Source organism: Halomonas sp. PR-M31, from assembly GCF_001039575.1.
GTDB lineage: Bacteria > Pseudomonadota > Gammaproteobacteria > Pseudomonadales > Halomonadaceae > Modicisalibacter.
Genome location: NZ_JIBT01000001.1, coordinates 84,038 through 107,030 on the forward strand (window position 1 = coordinate 84,038; position 22,993 = coordinate 107,030).

A 22,993-nucleotide genomic window follows, 5' to 3' on the forward strand; every position below is an offset into this window, starting at 1 on the left:
GTCACACCGCGTCATGATGAACCGCCCACACCGCAGCCTCTACTCGAGAACGCAGATGCAGCTTCTTGAGTAGATGCTTGACGTGCACCTTGACAGTACCTTCGGTGATGGCCAGCTGTCGCGCGATCATCTTATTGCTGTGCCCCTTCGCAAGCGCCCGCAGGATGTCCCGTTCCCGGGAGGTCAACGTGGCCAGGACGTCGTTGGGGCCTGTTCGTCTGCCGCCAATGGCATCCGCAAGAATGGTTGCCAGCTGTGGGCTGACCACTAAAACACCTTTGGCCGCCTGCTGAATCTGCACCAGTAGATCTTCCGGTTCCATGTCCTTGAGCAGGTAGCCATCGGCGCCGGCACGAAGCGCCGCCACCACATCCTCGTGGGCATCCGATACGGTCAGCATGACGATACGCGTATCGATATCGGCGTCGCGTATCTGACGCAGGGCTTCCAAGCCATCCATCCGTGCCATGTGCATGTCCATCAGGATCAGCTCCAGCTCGAGCTCCGTCGCCATGCACACGGCGTCAGCGCCACTGGACGCCTCCCCGACCACCTGCATGTTGTCGTCCATGTCGATCAGCTGGCGAACACCCCGCCGAAACAGAGGATGGTCATCGACGATCAGAATACGGGGGCCGGTCATCGTTCATCTCCCGACAGCGGATTGGCGGCGCTTTTTTCGACGTCACTGGTATCTTTGATGAGCCGAGGCATGAAGCGCAGTGCGACCAGCGTTCCGCCTTCGGGGTGTCGTTGCAGAGCGAGATGCCCGCCGAGCGCAGCGGCTCGCTCGCCCATGATGATGGTGCCGTAATGATTCAAACGCTCCCATCGGTCTGGCAGCCCAATACCATCGTCTCGTAGATTGAGCACGATTTCCTCCTTGGCATCGGTGAATAAACGAATACTGCAACGGCGTGCCTTGGCGTGGTGGATCACGTTGGCCAGCGCTTCCCGCACGAGGTGCAGGACATGGACTTCCTCGTTGGGGGTAAGAGGGCATTGTCCAATGGCATAGTCGAGCTGAATCTCGAGTTCACCGCGCTGTGAAAATTCTCGGGCGGTTTCTCTCAGCGCTGCCTCCAGCCCGGCAACGTTCATTTGCAGGCGGAAGGTGCTGAGCAATTCCCGCAGCTGGCGGTAGGCGGCATTGAGACCTTCGCGCAGTTCGTCGATGACGACTTGTTGCTCCGCCTGAGGTTTTTGCTGGCGAATCTGCATCTGCAGCCGGGCTACCTGAATCTTTAGATAGGACAGGGATTGGGCAAGGGAGTCGTGTAGCTCCCGGGCAATGACCGAGCGTTCATCCATTAGCGCAAGCCTTCGCTGCTGATCGGACTTTTTGGCCAGGGACTGCGCCGCGGCAATTAGATCGGCGACGGTTTCAATCAGCTCCTGTTGCCAGCGTTGCGGCCTCTTACCTTGAGGGTAGCGCAACAGAAGTTGGCCATAATCCTGCCCGGATTTACGAATGGGGACGATCTGGGTGCCGGCGGGCATGACATCGCCATCCAGATGTAAGGTAATGGCGTGTGCCTCTGTGATCCTTTCAAGCCGGTCGAGAATCTCCCGATAGCGCTCATTGCCCGGCGAAAAGCCGCCGAGCTGGCGCGCTGTTTGATAGAGCAGGCTGAGGGCATCGTTGCTGCGCTGAAGCTCCAGGGTTTTTAGCGCCACCCGCTGTTCCAGCTGAGCATACATCTGCGAAAGACTCTCGTTCATCTGATTGATAGTGCGCGAGATCAGACCAAGCTCATTATCATTCTGGTAGTGGGTACGCTGATCGAAGTTCCCTAGGCGTGCCTGATTGACCACGGTGAACAGCTCCCGCAGCGGGGGCGTGATACTGGCGAGCTGATACATCGCAAAAAAAGCCAATACCAGCGTCAAGAAAAGCGCGACTCCCTGTACCAGACGCAATATCTCGATCCGTGATTCCGCCCTTTTCTGTAGCTGACTGACGAACGCATTCATTTCAGCGACAAAACGCGCTACCTGTTCGGATAACGCCTGACGTTCTGCGCTATCCGGCTTCAACAGGGCAGGGCGCAACGTTTCCTCCCATTGGCGAAGCACTTCCTCATAGCGCATCGTCAAGGGGTGTCGCGATCCGCCAGGAACGAGTGACACGATTGAGTCTTCCCGCAGATCCTGGTCAAGGCGGGCAATGCGCCGTTCGATAAGATCATTGGCCGCTGGCGTTTGGCCCAGCGTGCTGTAGAGACGATAGGCCTGCATACGTATCGAACCGGCCTGATTGATCGCGGCGGCGTCTCCGCCGGCGGTCTCGGCAATGACGATGGAGCTGAGCATACTGGTGAGGGCAAGAATAACGATGCCGGCCATGGTCAAACCGGTTCGAAAGAACAGGGACTGGCTATAGGTGTAGGACATTAAAAAGGCTCCTGGGCCACTACCCCTTTTGATTTTTAACGCCATTCTTGAGCATGAAGCTTCAACGATAATTGCGTTTAGTTTATAGGATTCAATCGCTTAAAAGATATTTTTCGTATACCTCTTTAGAGGTAGCAGGCGTCATTCGATTTTTCCCCTGGCGCCCGTTCCTTGATTCAGGTCAACAGCACTTGAAGCACTCTGTAGCAACGTCCTCCCATCGGCTTTTACCGATGTCAGGGGGGAACTTCCATGTCAAACGTATTATCGCTTCTACGCAGCGAGCACCGGGCGCTAGGGTTATCGACCCTGGCGTTCACCTTGTGCTTTGCGGTGTGGACACTCTTTTCCATTCTCGGGATACAAATCAAGCAGGAGTTCGGGCTTTCTGATACCCAGCTGGGCCTGCTGATGGCCACTCCAATTCTCACCGGCTCCATCTCGCGACTGTTTCTGGGCATCTTGACGGATCGCTTCGGCGGGCGCTGGGTGTTCGGGCTATTGATGCTGGTCACTGCCCTGTGTGTTTATCTGCTGACCTTCGCCAATAGCTATGCGATGTTGCTGGTCGGCGCCCTTGGTGTGGGTCTGGCCGGTGGCTCCTTCATCGTCGGAGTCGCCTACGCTTCCGCCTGGTTCCCGAAGGAAAAACAGGGCACCGCCCTGGGCATCTTCGGCGCCGGCAACGTGGGTGCCGCCGTGACCAACTTCGGTGCGCCCTTTTTGCTATTGGCTATGGGCTGGCAGGCGACCGCTCTGGTCTATGCCACGGTGATGGCGGTGATGGGCGTCGTCTTCATCATGTTCGCCAAGACCGACCCGTTGAGTGCCGGTCGCCGCGCCAACCCGGTGCCCTTGAAAGAGCAGCTGGCACCCATGGCAGAGCTGCGGGTCTGGCGTTTCTCGCTTTATTATTTTTTTGTCTTCGGCGCTTTTGTGGCACTGGCTCTGTGGCTTCCGCATTACCTGATCGAGGTTTACGGGCTGGGCATTGCCGCCGCCGGCATCATTGCCGCGCTGTATACCATTCCCGCCTCGCTGTTTCGCATCCTCGGCGGTTGGCTGTCGGATCGTTACGGCGCACGCCGGGTCATGTACTGGACGCTGATCGTCTCGGTCATAACCACCTTCCTATTGAGCTATCCGCCTACCGAGTACGTGGTGCATGGAGTGGCAGGAGAAATTCGCTTCTCATTGACCATGCATCTGGTTGCCTTCGTGGCACTGACCATGGTGCTAGGCTTTTTCATGTCTCTTGGCAAGGCAGCGGTGTTCAAGCATATCCCGGTCTACTACCCGCACCATGTCGGTGCCGTGGGGGGCGTGGTAGGCATGATCGGGGGCCTTGGCGGCTTCTTCCTGCCCCTGACCTTCGGCATGCTCAACGACGTGGTGGGTATCTGGCAAAGCTGCTTCATGCTGCTGTTCGTGATCTCCGCGGCCGCCCTGGCTTGGATGCACTACGCCATCAACAAGGTCGAGCGTACCGAGTGGGAAAGCAAGCGTGAGAGCACCGATCTGCCGGAGCTTTCCACCCCGAGTCGCTTCGTGCTGCAGGACTGGCGCCCGGAAGATCATGGTTTCTGGGAAGACAAAGGCAAGCGCGTCGCGACCCGCAATCTGTGGATCTCGATTCCCAACCTGCTGCTGGCCTTCGTGGTGTGGATGGTGTGGTCCGTGGTGGTGGCCAAGCTGCCGCAAGTGGGCTTCGAGTACAGCTCCAACCAGCTGTTCTGGCTGGCGGCACTGCCGGGGCTTTCTGGTGCGACTCTGCGTATCTTCTACAGCTTCATGGTGCCGATCTTCGGCGGCCGGCGCTTCACGGCGATTTCCACCGCTTCCTTGCTGCTGCCGGCACTATGGATCGGCTTTGCCGTGCAAAACCCCCAAACGCCTTATCTGGTGATGCTGATCCTGGCACTGATGTGCGGCTTCGGCGGCGGTAACTTCGCCTCCAGCATGGCCAACATCTCGTTTTTCTATCCCAAGCAGGAGAAGGGCAATGCCCTGGCGCTCAACGCCGGCCTCGGCAACCTGGGCGTATCCGTCATGCAGTTTCTGGTGCCGCTGGTGATCACTGCCGGGGTATTCGGCTATCTAGGTGGAGATCCGCAGCGTCTGGATAACGGCGATCAGCTATGGCTACAGAACGCAGGCTTCATCTGGGTGCCGTTCATCATCGTTGCCACCCTGGCGGCCTGGTTCGGCATGAACGACATCGCAAGCGCCAAGTCCTCCTTCAAGGATCAGTCGGTCATCTTCAAGCGCAAGCACAACTGGCTGATGTGCGTGCTCTATACCGGCACCTTCGGCAGCTTCATCGGCTATTCCGCGGGCTTCCCGCTGCTGGCGGCCAACCAGTTCCCAGAGGTCGATGTGCTTAAGTTTGCCTTCCTAGGGCCATTGGTCGGCGCACTTTCCCGGGCCGGCACCGGCTGGATCTCCGATCGCTTCGGCGGCGAGCGGGTAACTTTCTGGGTGTTCGTGGCGATGATCGCAAGCGTCTTCGGCGTGCTGTTCTTCCTCGGCATCAAGGATCAGCCCGGCGCCTTTTGGGGCTTCTTCGCCATGTTCCTGCTGCTGTTCTTCTTCACCGGCGTGGGTAACGCCAGCACCTTCCAGATGATTCCGGTGATCTTCCGTCAGGAGATTCCGCGCCTGATGCCACATCTCTCCCCACAGGAGCAGCGTCAACAGGCGGAAAGAGAATCCGCGGCCACCATTGGCTTTACCTCGCGATCGCCGCCTACGGTGCCTTCTTCATTCCCAAGGCCTATGGCAGCTCCATCGCCCTGACTGGCGGTGCAGAAATGGCGCTTTACGGCTTCATCGTCTTCTACGTGATCTGCGTGGCGCTGACCTGGTTCTACTACACCCGGGGCAAGGCCGAAATCAGCTTTGACGAGACCCCTATGGCAGCAACCGCTTCCTGAAAGCGGGGCAAACGAGGAGATTATAAATGAGTCATTTTCTGGATCGACTGAAGTATCTGGTCAATAAGCCCCCGCAGTTCGCCGACGGCCATGGCGAAACCCGGGACGAGACCCGCAAGTGGGAAGACGGCTATCGTCAGCGCTGGCAGCATGACAAGGTTGTGCGCAGCACCCATGGGGTGAACTGCACCGGTTCCTGCAGCTGGAAGATCTATGTCAAGAACGGTCTGGTCACCTGGGAAAACCAGCAGACCGACTATCCGCGCACCCGGGCGGACCTGCCCAATCACGAACCCCGGGGCTGCCCCCGGGGCGCCAGCTACTCCTGGTATCTGTACAGCGCCAACCGCTTGAAGTATCCGCTGGTGCGTCAGACCCTCATCAGCCTGTGGCGCGAGGCGCGCAAGCAGCACGCCGATCCGGTCGACGCCTGGGCGTCCATCGTCGAGGATCCGACCAAGACCCAGCAGTACAAGAAGATTCGTGGACGCGGTGGTTTCCTGCGTGCCGACTGGGACGAGCTCAACGAGCTGATCGCTGCCTCCAACGTCTATACCGCCAAGCAGTATGGTCCGGATCGCATCATCGGCTTCTCGCCGATCCCTGCCATGTCCATGGTTTCCTACGCCTCCGGTGCGCGCTATCTGTCCCTGATCGGCGGTGTCTGCCTGTCGTTTTACGACTGGTATTGCGACCTGCCGCCGGCCAGCCCCCAGACCTGGGGCGAGCAGACCGACGTGCCGGAATCCGCGGACTGGTATAACAGCAACTATTTGATTGCCTGGGGTTCCAACGTGCCCCAGACCCGCTCCCCGGACGCCCACTTCTTCACCGAGGTGCGCTATAAGGGCACCAAGACCGTCGCCATCACCCCGGACTACGCGGAAGTCTCCAAGCTGTGCGACGAATGGCTGAGCCCGAAGCAGGGGACCGACGCGGCGCTGGCCATGGCCATGGGCCATGTCATTCTCAAGGAGTTCCATCTCGACAACCCCAGCGTCTATTTCACCGACTATGTGCGTCGCTACACCGACATGCCGTTTCTGGTCGAGCTGGAACCCCGGGAAGACGGCGTCTACGCACCGGGACGCCAGCTGCGCACCTCGGATTTCGAGGGGGCAATGGGCCAGACCAACAACGCGGAATGGAAGACCGTGGCCTGGGATGAAACCAGCGATCGCATCGTCGTGCCCCGGGGCTCCATCGGCTTTCGCTGGGGGGAAAAGGAGGGAGACACCGGGCGCTGGAACCTGGAGTCCAAGGACGCCGACGGCAAGGAGATCAAACCGACCCTATCCTTCGCCGAACGTCATGACGAAGTTGCTCGAGTCGGCTTCCCTTACTTTGGCGGCATTCAGCACGAACACTTCAATCACGTCGAAGCCAAGGAAATACTGCAGCATAACCTGCCCGCCAAGCGCTTGACCCTGGCGGATGGTCGGGAAGTGCTGGCGGTGACCGTGTTCGATCTGATGTGCGCCAACTACGGCATCGATCGAGGATTCAAGAGCGATGCGGGCGATGACGACGGTGCCACTGGCTTCGATCAGATCAAGCCCTATACCCCGGCCTGGCAGGAGAAGATCACCGGCGTGCCCGCAGCACAGGCCATTCGTCTGGCCCGGGAGTTCGCCAGCAACGCGGACAAGACTCATGGTCGCAGCATGATCATCGTTGGTGCCGGCATGAACCACTGGTACCACATGGACATGAACTACCGTGGCCTGATCAATATGCTGATTCTGTGCGGCTGCGTAGGTCAAACCGGGGGTGGCTGGGCGCACTACGTGGGCCAGGAGAAGCTGCGCCCGCAGACCGGCTGGCTACCGCTGGCTTTCGGTCTCGACTGGAGCCGGCCACCGCGACAGATGAACGGCACCTCCTTCTTCTATAACCATTCCAGCCAGTGGCGCTACGAGAAGCTCGAGATCAAGTCCATCCTCTCGCCCCTGGCCAAGGCCGAGGACTATCCTGGCTCGTTGATCGACTACAACGTGCGCGCCGAGCGCATGGGCTGGCTGCCTTCCGCGCCGCAGCTCGATACCAACCCGCTGCGTCTGGCCAAGACGGCCAAGGACGCGGGCAAGTCAACCGCGGATTACGTGGTCGATCAGCTCAAGAGCGGCAAGCTGCGCTTCGCCGCGGAGCACCCGGACAGCCCGCAGAACTTCCCGCGCAACCTGTTCATCTGGCGCTCCAACCTGCTGGGCAGCTCCGGCAAGGGCCACGACTACATGCTCAGATATCTGCTCGGTGCCAATCACGGCATTCAGGGCAAGGACCTGGGGGAAATGGACGGTATCAAGCCAGAAGAAGTCGATTGGCAGGAAGACGCTGCGGAAGGCAAGGTCGATCTGCTGGTGACCCTGGACTTTCGCATGTCCACCACCTGTCTGTATTCCGACATCGTGCTGCCCACCGCGACCTGGTACGAGAAGGACGATCTCAATACCTCGGACATGCACCCGTTCATCCACCCGCTGACCGCGGCCACGGACCCGGCCTGGGAATCCCGCAGCGACTGGGATATCTACAAGGGCATCGCCAAGGCGTTCTCCAGGGTCTGCGTGGGCCATCTCGGCGAGGAAACCGACTTGGTGACCCTGCCCATGCAGCACGACTCCCCGGGGGAGCTGGCTCAGGCTCACGTTCTCGACTGGAAAAAAGGCGAATGCGCCCCGATTCCCGGCAAGACCATGCCGAGTCTGATCGAGGTCAAGCGCGACTATCCGGCAACCTATGAGCGCTTCACGTCCGTAGGACCGCTTCTGGAAAGCCTCGGCAACGGCGGCAAGGGCATCAGCTGGAAGACCGAAGACGAGGTCGAACTGCTGCGCGGACTCAACCATCGCAAGCTGGACGGCCCGGCCAAGGGGCAGCCGATCATCGACACCGCCATCGATGCCGCAGAGATGATCCTGACCCTGGCGCCGGAGACCAACGGTCAGGTGGCGGTCAAGGCCTGGGAGTCGCTGTCGAAGATCACCGGGCGCGATCATACCCATCTGGCGCTGCCCAAGCATGACGAGAAGATCCGCTTCCGTGACGTGGTGGCCCAGCCGCGCAAGATCATCTCCAGCCCGACCTGGTCCGGCCTCGAGGACGAGCATGTCTCCTACAATGCGGGCTATACCAACGTCCATGAGCTGATTCCCTGGCGCACGGTCACCGGCCGTCAGCAGCTCTATCAGGATCACCCCTGGATGCGGGCCTTCGGCGAGAGCCTGCTGGTGTATCGTCCGCCCATCGACACCAAGGCGGTGGCCAGCGTCCATGAGCCGACGAGTAACGGCAATCCGGAGATCGCGCTGAACTTCCTCACGCCTCACCAGAAGTGGGGTATCCACTCTACCTACAGTGACAATTTGCTGATGCAGACCCTGTCTCGGGGTGGGCCCATCGTGTGGCTGTCCGAGGATGATGCCAAGTCCATCGGCATCGAGGATAACGATTGGATGGAGCTGTACAACGCCAACGGCGCGGTTGCCGCAAGGGCGGTGGTCAGCCAGCGGGTCAAGGTGGGCACGGCGATGATGTATCACGCTCAGGAACGCATCGTGAACATCCCAGGCTCTGAAATTTCCGGCACCCGGGGCGGGATTCACAACTCGGTGACGCGGATCTGTCCCAAGCCGACCCATATGATCGGTGGCTATGCTCAGCTGTCTTACAGCTTCAACTACTACGGCACCGTGGGCTCCAACCGGGATGAATTCGTCATCGTGCGCAAGATGAAGCGCGTCGACTGGCTCGACGGCGAGGGCAATGACTACGAACAGGAGTCCGTGAAATGAAGATTCGCTCACAGGTAGGCATGGTCCTCAACCTGGACAAGTGCATCGGTTGCCACACCTGCTCGGTGACCTGCAAGAACGTCTGGACTAGCCGGGAAGGCGTGGAATACGCCTGGTTCAACAACGTCGAGACCAAACCCGGCATCGGCTATCCCAAGGAGTGGGAGAACCAGAAGAAATGGCGCGGCGGCTGGCTGCGGCGCAAGGACGGCGGTATCGAGCCACGTATCGGCGGCAAGTGGCGGGTATTGGCGAATATCTTTGCCAACCCGGACCTGCCGGAGATCGACGACTATTACGAGCCGTTCACCTTCGACTATCAGCATCTGCATACCGCCAAGATCAGCGATCATCAGCCGACCGCCCGGCCGCGCTCGCTGATCTCCGGACAGCGCATGAAAAAGATCGAGTGGGGGCCAAACTGGGAAGAGATTCTTGGCACCGAGTTCGCCAAGCGGCGCCGCGACGTCAACTTCGAGAAAGTGCAGGCGGACATCTACGGCCAGTTCGAAAACACCTTCATGATGTACCTGCCGCGCCTGTGCGAGCACTGCCTGAACCCGACCTGCGTGGCGTCCTGCCCGAGCGGGGCGATCTACAAGCGCGAGGAAGACGGCATCGTGCTGATCGATCAGGATAAATGCCGCGGCTGGCGCATGTGCATTTCCGGCTGCCCCTACAAAAAGATCTACTACAACTGGAAGACCGGCAAGTCAGAAAAATGCATCTTCTGCTACCCGCGCATCGAGGTGGGCTATCCAACGGTGTGCTCAGAGACCTGCGTGGGCCGTATCCGCTATCTGGGCGTGCTGCTCTACGACGCGGACCGCATCAAGGAAGTGGCTGCTTCGGAAGACGAGCGCGACCTCTATCATCGCCAGTGCGAAATCTTCCTTGACCCCTTCGACCCGGCGGTGATCGCCCAAGCGCGCATAGATGGCGTACAGGACAACGTCATCAAAGCCGCCCAGGAATCTCCCGTCTACAAGATGGCCATCGACTGGCAGCTGGCGCTACCGCTGCACCCGGAATATCGCACCCTGCCCATGGTCTGGTACGTGCCTCCCCTGTCGCCAATCCAGGCCGCGGCGGAAGAAGGCCACGTGGAGTTCGACGGCATCTTGCCGAAGATCGAATCCCTGCGTATCCCGGTACGCTATCTCGCCAATATGCTCACTGCCGGCGACGAAGCGCCGGTAATACGAGCGCTGAAGCGGCTGATGGCGATGCGCCTCTACATGCGCAGCAAGCATGTGGAAGGCGAGGGTAGCACCGCCGTGCTGGACGAGGTTGGCCTGAGCGTGGCTCAGGTAGAGCAGATGTATCGCTATCTCGCCATCGCCAACTACGAGGATCGCTTCGTGATTCCCACCAGCCATCGGGAAATTGCACGAGACGCCTACGCAGAGAGAGGCGGCTGTGGTTTCACCTTTGGTGATGGCTGCCATGGTGGCAATCGCACCAACCTGTTCGGCGGACGCAGCCAGACCACCACCCTGGTCAAACCCGTCGAGACCTATGAGCCGCAGCCAGAGAAGGAAAAGGAGGTGCAGCCATGAGCGTGGAAACAGCCATGAGCCAGACAACAGCCATGAGCCAGGCAACAGCCATGAGCGAATCGGCGGTTCTGCAAGAATCCACAACGTTGAGCCTGCGCGTGCTGGCTCGACTGCTGGACTATCCCAGCGCGGAGCTGCAAGACGCCGCCCCGGAGATGAGCGAGATCATCGCCGAAGAAAAGCGTTTGGCTCCAGAATTGCGTGGTCGACTCATGAGCTGGTGCCAGCGGCTCATCAAGGCGGATCTGCTCGATCAGCAGGCAGAATACGTAGCGCTGTTCGATCGCGGCAAGGCCACGTCGCTGCTGCTGTTCGAGCACGTGCATGGTGAATCCCGGGATCGCGGCCAGGCCATGGTCGATCTGCTCGCCGAGTACGAAGCCGCCGGCTTTGTGCTGAATGCCCGGGAGCTGCCGGATTATCTGCCATTATTCCTTGAATATCTTTCCACCCAGAGCGAAGAGCAAGTCGGCCGCTGGCTGGGCGAAATTCGCCACATTTTGGCGCTATTGGCAGCACGCCTGGAAGAGCGCAGTGCCGATCATGCCTTGGTGCCCACGGCGCTGCTGGGTCTGATCGGCGCGGAAGACGACATCCAAGTCCATCGACCCAAGGTCAAGGACGAAGAGCCGGATCACACCGCCGAAGCCTTGGATGCGGTCTGGGAAGAAGAGGTCGTGCGCTTCTCGGCCCAGTCAGACGAGGACTGTGCCCTGCAGTCCGCGGAAGGTCGGCGACTGGCGGAGCGCAAGCACGAGGTCGCCAGCGACCCCGTACGTATCATGCCCGCCCCGAACGCTACGTCCACAGCGATCGAGCGTTAACCGGAGAATTGCCATGTTTGTAGAATACTTGCAGCACCTCATCTACGGTTACTACCCCTATTTGGCGGGCACGGTGTTCCTGGTCGGCAGCCTGCTGCGTTATGACCAGGGCCAGTTCACCTGGAAAACCGGCTCCAGTCAGATGCTGTCGACGAAGAACATGCGTCTGGCCAGCAACCTCTTTCACATCGGCATCATCGTGATCTTCTTTGGGCATCTGTTCGGTATGCTCACGCCGCACTGGATTTATGCGCCCTTTTTAGGAGCGGGCACCAAGCAGATCCTGGCCATCCTCATTGGCGGCATCGCCGGGGTGCTGGTGCTGATCGGTGGCGGCATGCTGCTCTATCGGCGTTTGAACAACCCGCGGGTCAAAGCATCATCAAGCCCAATGGACACTGCGATCCTTGCCATTCTGGTATTCCAGGCAGGGCTTGGCATCGTTACCGTCTTCTTCTCTTTAGGTCACCTGGATGGCGCAATGATGCTGACCCTGGCGAGCTGGGCGCAGTCCATCGTGTTCTTCAGCGGCGGTGCGGCGGATTACATGGCGGAAGTCTCCTGGATCTACAAGCTGCATATATTCCTGGGGCTGACCATCATCCTGCTGTTTCCGTTCAGCCGTCTGGTGCATGTGTGGAGTCTGCCGCTGGGATACCTCGGTCGCCGGTATCAAATCGTTCGCCGCAGGGGCTAAATAAATGCCTGCGCGGGCCAATCGCTGTGTTGCGCGGTGCTCGGGATCGTCACATATACCCCATATGCTCCGGTCCCTGTGCGCCGCGCGCCTTGCGCTTCACTCCGCTCGGCGATTTATCCAGTAGAATCATCGGAGAAGAATATGCAGATGATTGAAGTCGAAAACCTGCCCGGGGGTAGCGCCGCTCCCCTGGTTCGGGTTGGTGAAGTGGCTATCGCCGAAGAGGCGATCGCCCAGGAAATGCAGTACCACCCTTCGGAAAGCGTGGCGGATGCGCAGCTCAAGGCGGCGCGGGCTTTGGTGGTACGCGAGCTCTTGAGTCAGAGAGCACAGGAATTGGGCCTTCCCCCGGTGGTGGATGAGCAGGGCGTGGAGAACGACGCGGCAATGACCGAGCTGCTGGATCGGGAGCTCAAGGTGCCGGCGCCGGACGAGAGCGCGTGCAAGCGCTTTTTCGAGGCGCATCCGCAGCGTTTTTTCGAGCCGGTACAGCTCCAGGTGCGGCATATCCTGCTATTGGCCGCGCCAGAGGATGCTCAAGCGCGGGACGCTCAATATCATCAAGGCGTGGAACTTCTCGAAGCGCTGACCGATACGCCGGAGCGCTTCACCGAGTTTGCTCAGCGTTACTCGGCCTGCCCTTCCAAGAATGAAGGCGGGGAGCTTGGCTGGTTGACGACCGGCCAGACCGTGCCGGAACTCGACCGTGCCCTGCAGCACCTGCCCGTGGGGCTTCACGATCGTCCATTGGCATCGCGCTACGGTTGGCACCTCGTCAGTATCGACAAGCGAGTAGAGGCCCAGCCGCTGCCCTTTGAGGTGGTTGCGGACAAGGTGCGCCACACCCTGTATGAACAGGCCACGCGCCGAGCGTTGCGCCACTACTTGCTGGCGCTGGAAGAAACCTATGGCGTCGAGGGGTTGGCACTGGACGATAATGCCGACGGCGCCCTGATGCAGTAATTCTGGACAAACGAGCATCCAGATCCATTGGGCCAATGACAAGGAGACATCAGACGTCATGTATCCTGCCCCACCTCATCTTTCGCAGCGACAACCCTCGCTCACGTCTTCACAGTTGCGGGAGCTGGTCCTTCAGGTGCCCTGGTTCAGTCATCTGCCGGCATCGGCAGTGAATGACATGCTGGCATCGTCCGAGGGGCGGGTGATCGAGCATCATGAATGGCTGTTTCGTCAGGGAGAAGCGGCACAAGCGCTGTACGTGGTGATCAGCGGCGGACTGCGCCTGGCGCGTACCGCCGCGGATGGTCGTCTGGCGACCATTCGCTGCATCGAACCGGGCGGGGCTGCCGGTGAGTTGAGCATGCTGTCGAAGACGCCGCGCTATCTGTGTTCCGCCGAGGCTTTGTCGCGAACAGAGGTTCTGGAGCTGGACCTTGCCCAGTGCTGGCGTTACATCGATGGTAACGCCGAATGCCGTGCGATGTTTATGCAGCAACTATCCGATGAGCTGACGGAACGGTTGGAGGACATGGTGCTGCTGACCCAGGGCGATGCCCTGGCACGCCTGGTCAGCTTTATCTTGCGGCAATTACCAACACCGCTCCGGCTACCCGGCGTGGTCCATCTGGACACCCCCAAGTATCTGCTGGCGGCCCAGCTGGCGATGACCCCGGAGACACTTTCGCGACTGTTGACCCGCCTGCGCGGAAGTGGCGCCATCAGCGTCGAACGTCAGCAGGTGATCGTGCATGACGATCAGCGGCTGCGGGAGATGACGGCGATGAAGAAGGCGTAGCGATCACGATATAAAAGATAGCTAGATTGATACGGATAGGCTTCTTCACCGTATCGATGTGTTCAGGAATGCAGGACACATAGGAAAACAAGTGTGGAAAAGAAAGGTAAGAACTCGGACAAGAATGTTGAGAAGCGCTTATCGAAGTCTGCCCGGAGGACCTATTTCTCTTTTACCGAGGCGCAGCTACTTCAAGAACTCGATGCCAATACGAGCCATGCGGATACACTAGCGGATCTAAGACGGGATGAGTGGAGGGGGTGAGTACAATCAATTCGCCAATCTCTCTACAACAAACATCGCCATGGCCGCCGCCGCCGGCGATAGGCTTCGTCGGCTCGACTTGAGTAGGCCGATCTCGCGTTCGATCCTGGGGTTGGCAATGACGATAAAGCGCAGGCGCGGGTGCCCTTGCGGGAAGGCCAGCTGGGGCAGTGTCGTCACGCCAACGCCGGCTTCGAGCATGGCGATCAGCGAGATCATGTTGGAAATAAAAAAGTCGCTCTGAGTAAGCAAATGCGATGCTGGCGTGTTTTCCAACAGTCGCGACGTGCCGTTACCGATCAATACCTGACCTTGCAGTTCCTGCCAGTCAAGCACTTCCCGCTCGACGAGGGGATGATCAATGCGACATACCACCCCCACCCGATCACGCAGCAGTGGCGTAAAGTCCAGCTCATCGTTCATCTGTCCGTCGTTTTTTGACCAGACACTGCCTATTCCCAGATCAGCGTCGCCGCTGGTTACCTGGCGGCGCACGAACTCGGCGTTGCCGTCCTGCAGGCTGACCTTGAGGTCAGGATAGAGAGCAATGAACCCTCCCAGTATGTCCGGCATGAGCCGACTGGCCACCGAAGGCACCGCGGCGATATCAAGACGCCCGGCCTGCTTGTCGATTTGGGCCTTGAGCTCGCGACTTAGCCGATCATGTTGAGCGATGAATTCGCGAAAGCGCGGCAGGCAATAGCTGCCGAAAGGCGTCAGCTCCGCCTTGCCGCTTTTCTCGAACAGCGCCTGGCCCAGACGCTGTTCGAGCTCCTTGATCGCCATGGACAGCGCAGGCTGGCTGCGATGTAAGTGCCGCGCCGCCGCGTTGAACCCCCCTTCCTCGACGATGGCCAGCACATAGCGCAAGGGCTGAATTTTCAATTCTGGAAGCATCGCGTTAACCCCTTCATATGGTGCAATCAGCTAGTAAGCAGAACTTATCATTTAATTTTTATAATTGATTATGTTTATAGAATAATTCCCGCTAGGCTGACAGCAATCTTTCAGGAGGTTTTCATGTCTCAGGCTCACTCCCTCTATATCGATGGCCAATGGATCGCGGGTAGCGATACGCTGACCAACACCAATCCTTCGGATACCGGCGACGTCATTGGTGAATTCGCCCAGGCCAGTACCGATCAGGTACAGGATGCCATCACAGCGGCCCGTCGTGGCTCCCGTGAGTGGGCCAAGAGCGGTCTGGAGGCGCGTTATGGCGTGCTGATGGCGATTGGCAATGAGCTGATCGCACGCAAGGATGAGCTGGGCCGACTGCTTTCCCGAGAAGAGGGCAAGACCCTGGCGGAAGGCGTGGGTGAAGTCTATCGCTCCGGGCAGTTTTTCCATTATTACGCGGCGGAAGTGCTGCGCCAGATCGATGATCGGGCCGATTCCGTTCGTCCGGGTGTCGAAGTGGAAACCCGCCGTGAGCCGGTCGGTGTGGTCGGCATCATAAGCCCCTGGAACTTTCCGCTGGCCACGGCGGTGTGGAAGATCGCCCCGGCATTGGCCTTCGGCAATGCGGTGATCTTCAAGCCCGCCAATCTGGTGCCCGCCAGCGCCTGGGCCTTGGCCGAGATCATCAGCCGTCAGGATCTGCCTGCAGGTACCTTCAATCTGCTGATGGGCTCCGGCAGCCAGGTCGGCGATGCGTTGATCTCGAGCCCCAAGATCAACGCGGTAAGCTTTACCGGGTCCCTGGAAGTCGGCCGTCGCGTGGCCGCTGCCACGGCGGGCAATCTGGTCAAGTGCCAGCTCGAAATGGGCTCCAAGAATGCCCTGATCGTTGCGGACGACGCGAATCTCGATCTGGCGGTTGAAGCCGCCTTCGCCGGCGCCTATTCCGGCACCGGTCAGAAGTGCACCGCCTCGTCACGTCTGATCGTGACAGAAGCCGTGCACGACGCTTTCGTCGAAAAGCTGATCAGTAAGCTCAAGACCATCAAGGTCGGCCATGCCCTGGAAGAAGGCGTGCACCTGGGTCCGGTAGTGGATTCCCGCCAGCTTGAGTCCAATCTGGCCTGGATCGAGCGGGGCAAGAACGATGGCGCCACCCTGGCCTTTGGCGGCGAGCGGCTAGAACGGGACACTGACGGCTTCTTCATGGCGCCGACCCTGTTCACCGATACTCGCAACGACATGGCGATCAATCGCGAGGAAGTCTTCGGCCCCATTGCCTGTGTGATCAAGGTGCGGGATTACGAGGAAGCCATTGCTACCCTTAATGATACGAACTTCGGCCTGACCGCCGGCATCATCACCGATTCCTTGAAACTCGCCAGCGATTTCAAGGCCAGAGCCGAGACCGGCTGCGTGATGGTCAACCTGGCCACCGCCGGTACGGATTATCACGTGCCTTTGGCGGGCGCAAGGATTCGAGCTTCGGCCCCCGGGAGCAGGGAGCTATGCGCGGGAGTTTTATACCCAGGTAAAGACCTGCTACGTGAAGGCATAAGGCTCTCTTCTAAGCTTACAGAGACGGCGACGCCGTGGATAAGACGAAGCGAGGGTCTTTTGCCATGGCCGGAAAAGGCTCCGTGCAATTCCGGCATTCCCGCCATCCATGGCGGTCAGATAGCAAAAGTAGCGCCCATGGATGGGTTTACAGCGCCCTCGCGGAGACTTGTCGACGGCAAGCCATCCAACGAATTTTTAAAAGGCTCTTAAAGCGTGAGGTAGGGTTATGTCTCAGGAAATGCTCATCGTCGATGGCCTGCAGTACTCCAACTGGTCCCGTGAGATCTTCGAGCAGATGCACGAGGGCGGCGTCGATGCGGTGCATGCTACCCTGGTTTATCACGAGACCACCCGAGACACGCTGAGCCGGCTCGGCGAGTGGAATCGACGTTTTGAAGCCAACAGCGATCTGATTCTGCCGGTTTTTGAGCCGGCGGATATCCAGCGCGCTCGTGAAGCGGGGAAGGTGGGCATTTTTCTAGGCGCTCAGAACTGCTCGCCTATCGAGGATGACATCGACATGGTGGCGATCCTGCGCCGCCTGGGGCTTTTGATCATGCAGTTGACCTATAACAACCAGAGCCTGTTGGCCTGCGGTTGTTATGAGAGCGAAGATAGCGGCCTCACCCGCTTCGGTCGTCAGGTGATCAAGGAAATGAACCGGGTCGGCATGGTCATCGATATGTCCCATAGCGCCGAGCGCTCGACCCTGAATGCCATCGAATTCTCCGAGCGGCCGGTGATCATTTCTCATGCCAATCCCAGCGCCTGGCACCCGGCCAAACGCAACAAGTCGAACAAGGTGCTCAAGGCCATTGCCGAGTCTGAGGGAATTCTGGGATTTTCGGCTTATCCATTTCATCTCAAAGACGGTCCAGACTGCACCCTGGAAGCATACTGTGACATGATTGCGACCACGGCTGACCTGATGGGTATCGAGCATATAGGCATCGGTACCGATCTTTGTCAGGCTCAGCCAACCTCGGTGCTGGAGTGGATGCGTAACGGTCGTTGGTCGAAGGAGATGGATTACGGCGAGGGAAGCCAGGCCAATGCCGGCTGGCCGCGCCCGCTGTCCTGGTTCCGAGACAATCGCGACTTTCCCAACCTGATCAACGGACTACGCCAGCGCGGGTTCGATGGCGGGGAGATCGAACGCATCATGGGCCGCAACTGGATCGAGCTGCTCGAACGAGCCGCGACGCCAACGGCTGTCTGATCGTTTTTCAATACGTTATACGCCCAGCACCAACAGTCGACAATAAAGGGCTTTCAATCATGAGCAATGACAGTGCAAAGAGCCACTCGTCATCACAAAGCAAGACCTCACGCTGGGGCGATCCGGTGGTTCTGGGCATCAGCATCGGTTTCATCCTGGCATTCGTGGCGTTGTCGCTTTACGACATCGACATGGTGGCCAGCGGCATCAGTGAAGGGTTTGCCTGGACCGCCAAGATCTTCGGCAGTTATTTTCAATTATTACTGCTGTTGACCTTCGTGATTGCCATCGGCGTTACCATATCGCCAGCGGGTAATGCCCGGGTCGGCAACCTCGACAGCCCGGAGATCTCCACCTTCAAATGGCTGTCCATCATCATGTGTACCCTGCTGGCAGGCGGTGGCGTGTTCTTCGCTGCCGGCGAGCCGGTGTATCACTTTGTGGTCACGCCGCCGGCGTTTGATACTGAAGCGGGTTCCCACGAAGCGGTCTCGGACGCTTTGGCCCAATCCTTCATGCACTGGGGCTTTCTGGCCTGGGCGGTGCTGGGTTCTCTGACCGCTATCGTGCTGGCGCACCTGCATTACGACAAGGGACATTCGCTGCGACCCCGCACCTTGCTCTATCCAGTGCTGGGAGAAAAGATCATGAGCGGCTGGTTTGGCGGTCTGGTGGATGCACTATGCGTCATTGCCGTGGTGGCGGGCACCGTTGGGCCGATCGGCTTTCTGGCCACTCAGGTCAGCTTCGGCCTGCATGAGCTATTTGGCACTCCGGAAGGCTTTGGTACGCAGCTGATCGTGCTTGCGGTGCTCGGCGTGGTTTATGTGACCTCGGCGGTAAGCGGTATCGAACGTGGCATTCAGATACTCAGCCGCTTCAATGTGTTCCTGGCGCTGGCTATTGCCGCGGTGATCTTCGTCTTCGGCCCTACCCTGTTTTTGACCAACGCTTTCTTCCAAGGCTTCGGTGAATATCTGTCGTCGTTTTTCACCATGGCGACGATGACCAGCGAGACCGCGCCGGAATGGTGGATGCAGTGGTGGACGGTGTTCTTCTTCGCCTGGTTCATTGGCTATGGGCCCTTGATGGCGATCTTCGTGGCACGCATCTCGCGCGGCCGTACCGTGCGTCAGATGATCGTGGCCGTGGCAATACTGGCACCCATCGCCACCACCATCTGGTTCACCCTACTGGGGGGCTCAGGTATCTACTATCAGTTGAACGGCGTGTTCGATCTCACCGATGCCCTCAACAACTTCCAGTTCGATGTGGCGACCCTGACCGTGGCCCAGGCCTTGCCAGGCGGTACCTTCATGGCCCTGGCGATTCTGCTCTTGACCACCATCTTCGTGGCCACCACCGGTGACTCCATGAGCTACGCCATTGCCGTGGTCGGAACGGGTCATGACGATCCCAATCCCTTCATTCGCGCTTTCTGGGGCATTGCCATGTCGCTGATGGCGGGCATCCTGTTGTACATGGGTGCGGGTCAGATCAGCGCCCTGCAACAGTTCATCGTGATTACTGCGATTCCCGTATCGCTTGTACTGCTGCCCTCGCTTTGGACGGGGCCTCAGGCGGCTTACGCCATGGCGCGAGAGCAAGGGCTAGTGCCCAAGGAGAAGGAGCATGCACGATCTTGATAGCCAACCCCATGTCAGACCATTTCTACGCCCTGCCGAGCAGGTCATGGGATTGGAACGTCTTGGCAGTCTGCACGCCAGCCGTCTGAGCTTCGTGCGCTCTCTGGTGCGTCAAATGGCGCGCCAGCGCTGGCAGGTGAGCTGTAATCGTTTCGATCTCGACGACAATGGTCATGGCACGGCTATCTATCGTGTTCAGACACCTCATGGGCGCTACCATGAGGTGATTTTCTCCCAACCCTTGAGTGACGAAGCCCGCTCCGATCGGGTCATCGCCGAAGCCTGGGATGTCACCTTCGGCCTGGTCGAAGGTGACGTCGACGATTCCCTGCTCGAGCAGATGGCAGCCAATGTGCCACTGCAAGAAGCCGGTCGGCAGCATCCACGGCTGCTGGTGCTGTCTCGGGCCAATCGCAGTCTGCGCAATTTCAGCCATTTTACCCAGGCGCTGGCCCAAGGCCGCCAGCCGGATCCTGCCTGGCTGACCCGAGTGGGTTACCTGTACCGTACTACCGCCGTTTACGGCAACGGCAAGTTCGGCATCGCGGACTTTGCCCGCCTGCAGGATAGCCCGGACTTCAAGCGCCCGTTCTCGGTGCAGATGCTGGCGGTCTATTTGCTGCGTCATTTCTCCATCGCCCAGGTGGAGCACATCGCTCGCGTTCGAGCGCCGCAAACCGCGGTGGCCATGGACCCTGAACTGGGTCGCTATCTGGGTATCGGCAACTCCACGGGCCTGGGAATGGCACCGTTTCTGATCAACCATCCCAAACTGATCCAACAGTGGGTGCTCTGTCGCGAGCAGGCGCTGGGTCTGGCCATCGATCAGACCCCCAGCGAGGCGGACCGTGCGCGCCTGATTGAATTGACTCGCCGCGCCCTTACTCATCTTGAGCAGACCGTTACCGAGGACGTCGGGCAGGGTGAGCGCAATGCCGCTATCGTGGCGGCACTACCGGAAGTCGTGACTTGGCTGGAGCTGGTGCCGTTGGATTCGGATCTGTGGCAGCAGCTGGTGGCTTGGGGGGAACGAACGTTGTCTCTGGAAGCCCAGGAGCTCATCAATACGCTATTGATCGAGCTTTATCCGTTGCAGGTCGATGCGCTCGAGGATCATATGGGGATTGAGGAGCGCATGGAGCTTGAGCCGGGCATGTCCCTGGTGCGTCTCAAGCAGCTGATCGAGACCCACTACGATTGGGCGCTTGCCGAAAACTACGATACGCCCGAGGCCTGTTACTGGTTCTGGTATCGCTCTGCTGAAAAAGAGGAGCCGCGTCTTGGGGTGCGCCACACGGAGCCAGGACAGGAAAAAGAGATGCCCTTGGCCATGGCGCCTCGAATACGTCGAGCCCATGAAACGCTAAGCCGCTTTCTCGAGGACAACCCCCGGGCGCTGGTGGTGGAATTCTTGATGGCCAATCCGCGTCACAAGGAAATCGTTCGCCGTATCCAGGCAATGACGGAGACGCCCTACGGCGAGATTCGCGCCAATCTCTGGCATCAAAACATGAAGCCCATGCACCTGCTGCGCACCAAACTATCGTTCTTCGGCGCCAGCCGTTTTGATCCCAAATCCGATCGCTGGGTGCGCATCACCCTGTTCCAGGGCGCGCCTCTGGTGGAGGAGTTGAACGCAGAGCCTGCGAATCTGGCTGACTTCGACGATTGGAGCTTTCCCCTGGAACCCAGCGTCAACGGTACGTCGTTGACGAATGGAGTGGTTGTTCAACAGGGCTGATAGCAAGAGGTGCGCAACATGAAAGTATCCTATAACGAACTTCAGGGCGTGTGTCGCAAGGCCTTTTGCGGCATGGAGTTCGAAGAGGGCGAGGCAACGGATGCGGCGGACATGGTGGCCTGGATGCAGTGCCATGGCCTGGAAGGTCTCAATGCCTTGGGTCGCGGCCTGGATCATCTGTTGCGAGAAGACCCCAATCAGCTGACCAGCATCCTTTACAACGATGGCGATCTTGCGGTGCTCGACGGTCACGGCCAGAGTGTGCTGAGAAGTTCGAGTCTGGCGGTGGAGCTGGGCTTTGCCAAGGCCCGGGCTCGGGGACTTGCCATCATCAAGATTCGACGTTGCCACAATCGCCAACTGATCATGGGCTATTTGTCCCGGTTGGCCGGGCGGGGCATGAACGTCACCGCCTTCTGGCGTAACGCCCAGATGCCGTTGAACGAGCAAGTCGTGGGGTTTCGTGCCAACAGTACGGTGCCGGAAATTCGTGTTTATGCGGTTCATGAGGTGCCAGAAGAGAACGAGCCCAACGACGGCATTACCCTGATCCTGGCCAACCACGTCGATCTGTTGCCGGCCATGCGCTCAGACTATCGTTACGAAGTGCTGGCGCGCCAGGAAGAGTCCGAACTGCTGGCCTGCTGTGAGCGGGCCTTTGCCGAAGGCATCGAGGTCGACGATGCGCTCTGGCAGCGGCTCAAGATGTTGGCCTCGCGTATCCTGGTGGAATCCAGCGACGCCTCCCGCAGCGGTGCAGGGGCGAGTTCCAGCGACAATGATTGACCAGGCAGCTTCAAAAACGCGTCACTCGGAGGGCGATAGCCGAATCCCTTCCTTCTCGATAATGATTCGCCGCTGCTTGTAAAGCTTGCCAATGGCCTGCTTGAAGGCGCTCTTGCTGATCCCCAACTGCGATTTGATGGCCGCCGGCGGGCTCTTGTCGCTCAATGGCAGAAAGCCCTGGTGTGCTTGCAGCGCTTGCATTATCCGCTCTGCAGCCAGCTGCTGTTTTTCCGCCCCGGAAGGCATCAGGGAAAGGTCCAGCCGACCGTCTTCGCGGACTAGGCGCACATAGCCTTCCAGACGCTCACCGCGCTTCAGGGGTCGCGTTAGTTCATCATGATACAAAAGCCCCCAGAATCGCTGATCGACCACCGCCTTGATGCCTAGATCGGTGCGCTCACCGATCACCAAGGCCACCTTGTCACCGTTTTTTAGCCCTTCTGCTTGATCGACGATGAAATCCTCTAGCCGCATTGACGCCACTGGGCGGCCCTGGTCGTCCTCGAAAATCATTACCAGTACCCGCTGACCGACCCGAGGACGGCTACGCTGCTCGCTATAGGGCAGTAATAGATCCTTGGAACGCCCCCAATTGAGAAAGGCGCCGGCGTCCTTGATTGCGATCACCTCGAGCAAGGCAACGTCACCAACGGCAGGTTGAAAGGGGCGATCTTGGGACATGAAGGGGATTCCTTTAGGGTCGTTCGAGCAGACTTCTTCAGCCGTAGCGATTCCGTAATGGTGTTTTGCAAGCAATAGCGAATAGTTGTGAAAGAATTTATTCACGTATTTCAGCAATTCTTCCAAAAGATTCCCACGGGCATTCGATATTGAGCTTTACTTAGGAAAACCGCTTATCGAGTGATCAATAACGCGTTAAAGTTTTATTTGATACGACACAATAGTAGTTATTA

General features: G+C 59.0%; 16 protein-coding genes and 1 pseudogene. 13 read left to right on the forward strand and 4 right to left on the reverse strand.

Annotated features, from left to right (window positions below; translation table 11 throughout):
* Position 1: 1 nt before the first annotated feature.
* The gene (narL, locus tag CH74_RS00420) at positions 2 to 643 is read right to left on the reverse strand and encodes a two-component system response regulator NarL (RefSeq protein ID WP_048305515.1); all 642 of its coding nucleotides are present in this window, start codon (positions 641 to 643) and stop codon (positions 2 to 4) included.
* Positions 640 to 2,394, reverse strand: a complete 1,755-nt coding sequence (locus CH74_RS00425; protein ID WP_048305516.1) for a histidine kinase — start codon at positions 2,392 to 2,394, stop codon at positions 640 to 642. The genes narL and CH74_RS00425 overlap by 4 nt, the downstream gene beginning before the upstream one ends.
* A gap of 252 nt (positions 2,395 to 2,646) precedes the next feature.
* On the opposite strand from CH74_RS00425, the gene CH74_RS18020 reads away from it, so the two are divergent.
* The 8 genes from CH74_RS18020 to CH74_RS00460 all read left to right on the forward strand — a co-directional run bounded on the left by CH74_RS18020 (position 2,647) and on the right by CH74_RS00460 (position 13,963).
* Positions 2,647 to 5,190: an MFS transporter gene (locus tag CH74_RS18020; protein ID WP_301280839.1), complete on the forward strand. Its 2,544-nt coding sequence runs from the start codon at positions 2,647 to 2,649 to the stop codon at positions 5,188 to 5,190.
* Between the two features lie 14 nt (positions 5,191 to 5,204).
* Positions 5,205 to 5,327 carry a hypothetical protein gene (locus CH74_RS19760; RefSeq protein ID WP_301280840.1) on the forward strand — a complete coding sequence of 41 codons (123 nt, stop codon included), beginning with the start codon at positions 5,205 to 5,207 and terminating at the stop codon, positions 5,325 to 5,327.
* Positions 5,328 to 5,353: 26 nt separating this feature from the next.
* Complete coding sequence (locus CH74_RS00435) at positions 5,354 to 9,121, forward strand: nitrate reductase subunit alpha (RefSeq protein ID WP_048305517.1); 3,768 nt, start codon at positions 5,354 to 5,356, stop codon at positions 9,119 to 9,121.
* Positions 9,118 to 10,680: a nitrate reductase subunit beta gene (gene narH / locus CH74_RS00440; RefSeq protein ID WP_048305518.1), complete on the forward strand. Its 1,563-nt coding sequence runs from the start codon at positions 9,118 to 9,120 to the stop codon at positions 10,678 to 10,680. Before CH74_RS00435 ends, narH begins: the two co-directional genes overlap by 4 nt.
* A 50-nt stretch (positions 10,681 to 10,730) precedes the next feature.
* Complete coding sequence (gene narJ, locus CH74_RS00445) at positions 10,731 to 11,504, forward strand: nitrate reductase molybdenum cofactor assembly chaperone (protein WP_048305621.1); 774 nt, start codon at positions 10,731 to 10,733, stop codon at positions 11,502 to 11,504.
* Positions 11,505 to 11,517: 13 nt separating this feature from the next.
* Positions 11,518 to 12,201 carry a respiratory nitrate reductase subunit gamma gene (gene narI, locus CH74_RS00450; RefSeq protein WP_048305519.1) on the forward strand — a complete coding sequence of 228 codons (684 nt, stop codon included), beginning with the start codon at positions 11,518 to 11,520 and terminating at the stop codon, positions 12,199 to 12,201.
* 144 nt (positions 12,202 to 12,345) lie between these two features.
* Positions 12,346 to 13,167 carry a peptidylprolyl isomerase gene (locus CH74_RS00455; RefSeq protein WP_048305520.1) on the forward strand — a complete coding sequence of 274 codons (822 nt, stop codon included), beginning with the start codon at positions 12,346 to 12,348 and terminating at the stop codon, positions 13,165 to 13,167.
* A 58-nt stretch (positions 13,168 to 13,225) separates the two neighbouring features.
* A complete protein-coding gene (locus tag CH74_RS00460) occupies positions 13,226 to 13,963 on the forward strand; it encodes a Crp/Fnr family transcriptional regulator (RefSeq protein ID WP_048305521.1) in 738 nt (245 codons plus the stop codon).
* A gap of 270 nt (positions 13,964 to 14,233) precedes the next feature.
* Here the strand turns inward: CH74_RS00460 and CH74_RS00465 are convergent, their stop codons facing one another.
* On the reverse strand, positions 14,234 to 15,124 hold the full coding sequence (locus CH74_RS00465) for a LysR family transcriptional regulator (protein WP_048305522.1): 891 nt from the start codon (positions 15,122 to 15,124) through the stop codon (positions 14,234 to 14,236).
* Between the two features lie 123 nt (positions 15,125 to 15,247).
* On the opposite strand from CH74_RS00465, the pseudogene CH74_RS00470 reads away from it, so the two are divergent.
* The 5 genes and pseudogenes from CH74_RS00470 (at position 15,248) to CH74_RS00490 (ending at position 22,079) form a co-directional block, all read left to right on the forward strand.
* Positions 15,248 to 16,685, forward strand: a pseudogene (locus CH74_RS00470) (aldehyde dehydrogenase family protein).
* 228 nt (positions 16,686 to 16,913) lie between these two features.
* Complete coding sequence (locus tag CH74_RS00475; RefSeq protein ID WP_172656286.1) at positions 16,914 to 17,906, forward strand: dipeptidase; 993 nt, start codon at positions 16,914 to 16,916, stop codon at positions 17,904 to 17,906.
* A gap of 59 nt (positions 17,907 to 17,965) precedes the next feature.
* The gene (locus tag CH74_RS00480) at positions 17,966 to 19,552 is read left to right on the forward strand and encodes a BCCT family transporter (protein ID WP_048305523.1); all 1,587 of its coding nucleotides are present in this window, start codon (positions 17,966 to 17,968) and stop codon (positions 19,550 to 19,552) included.
* The gene (locus CH74_RS00485) at positions 19,539 to 21,293 is read left to right on the forward strand and encodes a hypothetical protein (RefSeq protein ID WP_048305524.1); all 1,755 of its coding nucleotides are present in this window, start codon (positions 19,539 to 19,541) and stop codon (positions 21,291 to 21,293) included. The genes CH74_RS00480 and CH74_RS00485 overlap by 14 nt, the downstream gene beginning before the upstream one ends.
* Before the next feature lie 18 nt (positions 21,294 to 21,311).
* Positions 21,312 to 22,079 (forward strand): DUF3726 domain-containing protein, encoded by a 768-nt coding sequence (locus CH74_RS00490; RefSeq protein ID WP_048305525.1) that lies wholly within the window; start codon positions 21,312 to 21,314, stop codon positions 22,077 to 22,079.
* Between the two features lie 21 nt (positions 22,080 to 22,100).
* On the opposite strand, the gene CH74_RS00495 is transcribed toward CH74_RS00490, so the two are convergent.
* Positions 22,101 to 22,760, reverse strand: coding sequence for a S1 RNA-binding domain-containing protein (locus CH74_RS00495; protein ID WP_048305526.1), 660 nt, complete (start codon positions 22,758 to 22,760; stop codon positions 22,101 to 22,103).
* Between the last annotated feature and the right edge of the window lie 233 nt (positions 22,761 to 22,993).